The organism is Moraxella boevrei DSM 14165, assembly GCF_000379845.1.
Lineage (GTDB): Bacteria > Pseudomonadota > Gammaproteobacteria > Pseudomonadales > Moraxellaceae > Faucicola > Faucicola boevrei.
Genome location: NZ_KB903797.1, coordinates 1 through 5,478, shown reverse-complemented (window position 1 = coordinate 5,478; position 5,478 = coordinate 1). Strand labels below are relative to the sequence as shown.

Sequence of the window (5,478 nt, the reverse complement as noted above, 5' to 3'; positions counted from 1 at the left end):
GTGCTGTTGTCGGTGCATTAGGTGCTGTTTTGTCAATCTCAATTGCCAATTCAGGACTTGGGTCACTCACGTTCCCTGCTGAGTCTTTCACCGCAGTGGTTACTTTGTGCTTGCCAGGTTCAATTGGCTGTTTTGGTGTGAGTGTGTTGGTATTTGGGTCAAAGTCCGCTGGAACTTCTTTGCCGTCTACTAACAACACTGGCGTTTCACCCTCTTGTGGTGCTGGTACAACAAATGATGGCTTGTCATTTTTGGTGATGTTGTCATCATTTTTAGCCCCTGTGTCCGTTTCTGGTGTCATATCAGGTGCGGTTGTCGGTGCATTAGGTGCTGTTTTGTCACTCGCATCAGGTGCTGTTACTGGTTTATTTTCTTCACCCACAGTTACCGGAATTGTTGAACCATCAGTAATTGGCTTGGTTAATGGGATTTCTACCTTGCCATCTTTACCAACTGTACCTGTACCAATGGTTTCACCAGTTGCAGGGTCTTTAACCGTGACTGTGTCACCCGGTTTTGCACCCGTAACAGTTACAGTGTCGCCTGTTGGATTGATACTGGTATTGGTTGGAACTGTATCAGGAGCTGTCACTGGTTTATCTTCTGTACCCACAGTGACAGGAACAGTTTCACCGTTAGTGATTGGTTTATCTAATGTAATGGTCGCTTTACCATCATTACCAACTGTACCTGTACCAATGGTTTCGCCAGTTGCAGGGTCTTTAACCGTGACTGTGTCACCCGGTTTTGCACCCGTAACAGTTACGGTGTCGCCTTTGTCATTAATGGCGGTTTCGGTTGGCTGAGTATCAGGGGCAGTATCAGTCGCTGGTGCTGATATATTGCCTGCTGGGTCTTTGGCTCTGGCTGTCACTGTTTCGCCATTAGTTAATGGTTTATCTAGTGGAGCGGTATAATTGCCATTCTCATCAGCTTTGGTTGTGATGTCAGGTTGTCCGTCACCGTTGGTGTCAATTTCAACAGTTGAGTTCGGCTCTGCTGTACCTGTAATGGTTTTGCCGTCATCTGATACATTTACGGTTGGTTTTGCTGGTGGGGTGATATCACCATTTACCACTGCTTCAGCAGGTGAAGATTCTTTACCACTATTGTCTTTAGCAGTAGCGGTTACTTTGTCACCTGTGTTTAGACCTGGATTTGGTAATTCCCAATTACCTTTGTCATCAGCTTTTGTAGTAGCCGTTTTACCATCAGGGAAAGTAACAGTTACAGTGCTGTTTGGTTCGGCTGTACCTTTAATCGGTGCCTCTTTGTTGTCACCGTCAATTGGTAAAATATCAGGTTGGTTCGGTGCAGTGGTATCAACAACTGGCTCGTTGGCAGGTTTTGAGGTGTTGCCTGCTTTATCTGTAGCAGTGGCTGTCACTTTGTCACCTGCTTTTAATGGGGTGTCTACAGTAGCTGTAAAGTTGCCTTTATCGTCAGCTTTTACTGTTTTATCAGGCGTACCATCACCATTGGTATCAATGCTAACTGTTGAGTTTGGTTCAGCTGTACCTGTGATAGTGGTATCGCCATCTTTGATTGGGTTGATGCTTGGCTCACTTGGGGCTTTGTCATCAATCACCACTTCTTTGGTTGGGCTAGATGTGTTACCAGCTTGGTCAGTAGCAGTTGCAGTGACTTCATCGCCAGTTTTGACATTCGGATGAGCTGGAACACTCCAATTGCCTTTATCATCAGTGGTGGCTGTACCGATGGTATTACCATCTTTATCTTTGATGGTGATGGTGGTATTTGGCTGTGCCGTACCTGTGATAGGGTTCCCTTCGGTGATAGGATTGACGCTTGGGGCAGGTGGAGCTAAGTCATCCACGATTGGCTCTTCTGCCTTTTCTGAAGTGTTGCCTGCGTTGTCTCTAGCAGTGGCTGTAATCTTGCCACCATCTTTAACACTTGGGTCAGCTGGAACGCTCCATTTACCGTCTTTGTCAGCATTCACGGTCGCAGTCGTACCATTTGGAAAGGTTACCGTGACTGTGCTGTTTGGCTCTGCTGTACCTGTGACAGTATCATCACTTTCTTTTACACCATTAATAACAGGTTGTTGTGGTGGCGTAGTGTCATTGACAGACCCATTTGCTTTTGGTGACTCGTTACCATTGGCATCCGTAGCAGTAGCAGTTACTTTATCGCCTGGGTTTAAGCCTGGATTTGGTACACTCCAGTTGCCTTTGTCATCGGCTTTTGTGGTAGCCGTTTTACCATCAGGGAAAGTAACAGTTACAGTGCTGTTTGGTTCGGCTGTACCACTGATTGGTTTATTGTCATCGGCAATAGGTTTGATGTCAGGGGCATTTGGTGCATTGGTATCAACAACAAGTTGTTCTGCTGGTTGTGACGGGTTGCCTGACGCATCAGTTGCGGTCGCTTTGACTTCGTCACCTTCTTTTAGTGGCGTGGTTACTTTAGTTGTCCAGTTACCTTTGTCATCAGCGGTTGTTTCGCCAATTTTATTGCCATCTTTATCAGTTAAGGTGACTTTACTATTTGGTTCAGCTGTACCTGACACCGTGGTGTCGCCATCTTTGACAGGATTGATTTGTGGCTCGGATGGTGGGGTGTTATCAATAACATTTTCAGGTTGTGGTTCTGATTTAATATCTTTGCCATCAACGCTAACAACGGCTTCGGCCGTTAATTTATCACCTTTATTTAAACCTGGATTAGGTACAATCCAGTTACCTTTATCATCAGAAACTGTAGAAGCTGTTGTACCATTTGGTAGAGTGACTTCAACTTTTTGGTTCGGTTCAGCTGTACCACTAATAGGGCTAGTTTCATCAACTGGGTTGATGGTTGGTTTTGGCGGGGTAACGATTTCGTCATCACGCAATGATGGATTACTGCCTGCTTTGGTAGCAGTAGCGGTTAAGTCTTCGCCTGAAGTTAGTTCCGTACCTGCTGGTACTGGAAGTGACCACTTACCATTCGCGTCGGTGGTTGCTTTACCAAGCTCTTTACCCGCTTTGCCTTTAACAGTCACTTCACTGTTTGGCTCAGCTGTACCCGTTACAGTAGTGTCTTGTTTTGATACTGGGTCGATTTTTGGTGCTGGCGTTAGGTTAAAAATATCGGTTACATTATCTTTACTTGCAGTAACTTTTGGACCTTGTTTTAAGGCATTCAAACTTTCAGCATCACTTAGAATGACTGAGTATTGACCATTGTCACCAACGGTTGCTGGTACGATTTTACCATTTGGTAAAGTGATGTCAACGGTTGTTCCTGCTCGCGCATCTTCGCTATTGATTTGAACTTTACCCGTGATTTGAACATTATTGCTACCATCACTTAAGTTCGCAACTGACAGATTACTTAATATAACTGTATTTGGCGTTGGCGTTGGCGTTACGTTATTGTTATTATCATCGTCATCACTTACGATAGCAGCGATTGCTCCAATTGCACCTAAACCTAACAACCATGGGAACACGTTCATATCGGCATTGCCAGCAACCCACCAAGGTGCTGGAAAGCCTTCACCACCCAGTGCTTGACCTTCAACATCGCCGACATTTAGCTGAGTTACATAGTCTTGTACACTGCCTGTGTCTGGGATGTAATTGTAGTATTGTCCATTTTCAGCCAAACCAATTAAACCACTGTCTGGGTAGCTATAAAAATCTTCAATGATTAAGTCGGCTTCTTTTCCATTTTCTTCAAAAGAAACGTGCAAATCATTGCCTTCACGTTTAGTGATAATGTGATGTGGGGCACGACCCGTCGCTTGGTCCAAAAATTCGTAGTTTACGCCTTTTTGAGCTTGGATAACGGTTGGTTGACCGTCTTGGGTTACGACTTGAGCTTGTTGTACCGTTTTATTGGTATTATGTACTTTTACTGCGATATTTTTCATTTTTCTTTACCTTATTAATATTATTGAGCTACAACCACGATAACACGACGGTTTTCTTGGCGACCTTCAGCAGTTGCATTGCTAGCAACTGGACGCTCTTCGCCATAACCTTTGGTGCTTAAACGATTTGACGCGATGCCATGATTTTTTACGAGCACATTTTTAACCGCATCGGCACGGCGTTGTGATAAACGTTGGTTATAGGCATTATCACCGTTTGAGTCGGTATGACCTTCAATCACGGCGGTTACATCAGGATTGGCTGTTAAAAATTCGCTTAATTGGGCTAATTGTTGTTGGTACGGGTTCTTTACCACACTTTTGTCATGGTCAAATAATACATTTAAACGTACGTTGACAGGGGCAACTTGCACAGGTGCAATACTAGTTTTAACTGGCTTTACAGGGACGACTTTTGCAGGAACAACTGGCGTTGTTGCAGGGGCTTGGCAATCGTTAACCACACGGCTGATTTGGTGTGATTGATACCCTTTTTGTGCTAACAATTGTTTGGCACTGTCTGCAGTGATTTGGTCAATAGTTGGTTGATTGTTTTTGTCAACATTGATATGGAAATAATAGGTTTGTTGTGGTTGTAAGTTAAACAACTTACCATTGGCTTTTAAATCGTTAGATTTTTCGCCCGTTGGTTGCACACTAATCAATGCCGAACCACTGCATACCAGTGATTGGGTATAGTGATTGCCTTGCAAACTTACCAAGTAATCATCGTTCAACGCAATATTGGCACTGGATTGGTCAGTCATATTTTCAGATGAACGGATAAATACGAGGTTTGCTTGGTCGGTTGGAATACGCTCACGGCTTAGCTCTGTGTAGCCTGCACCTGTCGTGTTCCACGCCACACTACCAACGTGTGCTTGATTGCCATGTTTTCCCATACTAGGGACGCTTTGGCAACCTGACAATACTATCGCACTGATTGCGATAGTGCTGAGTTTTTTTAACATGTTGATACTCCTAATGGTTATTAAAAAAATAGTCTATACGACTACAGGTATCACTTCCGATATTCATTTGAAATTAAATGCTATTAACATAATTTAATGAAATTTGATAATAAATCAAAAAATTATACGCTCTATATTATAAATATAATTAAGTATAAATATAAAGTAATTCATAACATTTTTCTAGAGTTTATCGGATAAATGACGTATTATTTCGGATTAACATTGTTGACTTCCTCCCCTCCCTATCGTTCGGGGATTCCTGCTCCCAGACAGTCAAGCCCGACCACAAGAATGTTCTTACTGGCGTTGATATCTCTATCATGCCGTGTGCCTGTAGTGGCATAATAAACCTAGACAGCTGATAAGAGATTATAATACCCCAAACGGAGGCATAATCTCATGACAAAAGTACGTAAAACATACACACCCGAATTCAAATTAGAAATGATAAAACTCATAGAAGAACAAGGGCAAAAACCAAGTAATGTTGCAACCCAATATGAAATAGCCGAATCCACACTCGAAAACTGGCTAACCCGTTATCGCAGAGAAAAACGAGGCAACCCCATAACCAAAGGCAACGCCCTAACTGAAGAACAACGAGAAATCCAGCGACTAAAAAAA

At 43.3% G+C, this 5,478-nt stretch carries 3 protein-coding genes; 1 reads left to right on the top strand and 2 read right to left on the bottom strand.

The genetic code is table 11. The annotated features are described in order from the left end of the window. Positions 1–3,880, bottom strand: a 3,880-nt coding sequence (locus tag A3G3_RS0108805; protein WP_019520168.1) for an Ig-like domain-containing protein, incomplete at its 3' end; no start/stop codon positions are given. 20 nt (positions 3,881–3,900) lie between these two features. After that, complete coding sequence (locus tag A3G3_RS0108800; RefSeq protein ID WP_019520167.1) at positions 3,901–4,851, bottom strand: OmpA family protein; 951 nt, start codon at positions 4,849–4,851, stop codon at positions 3,901–3,903. A gap of 402 nt (positions 4,852–5,253) precedes the next feature. Between A3G3_RS0108800 and A3G3_RS0108795 the strand changes: the two genes are divergently transcribed. After that, on the top strand, positions 5,254–5,478 hold a 225-nt coding region (locus tag A3G3_RS0108795; RefSeq protein WP_019518991.1), incomplete at its 3' end, for a transposase.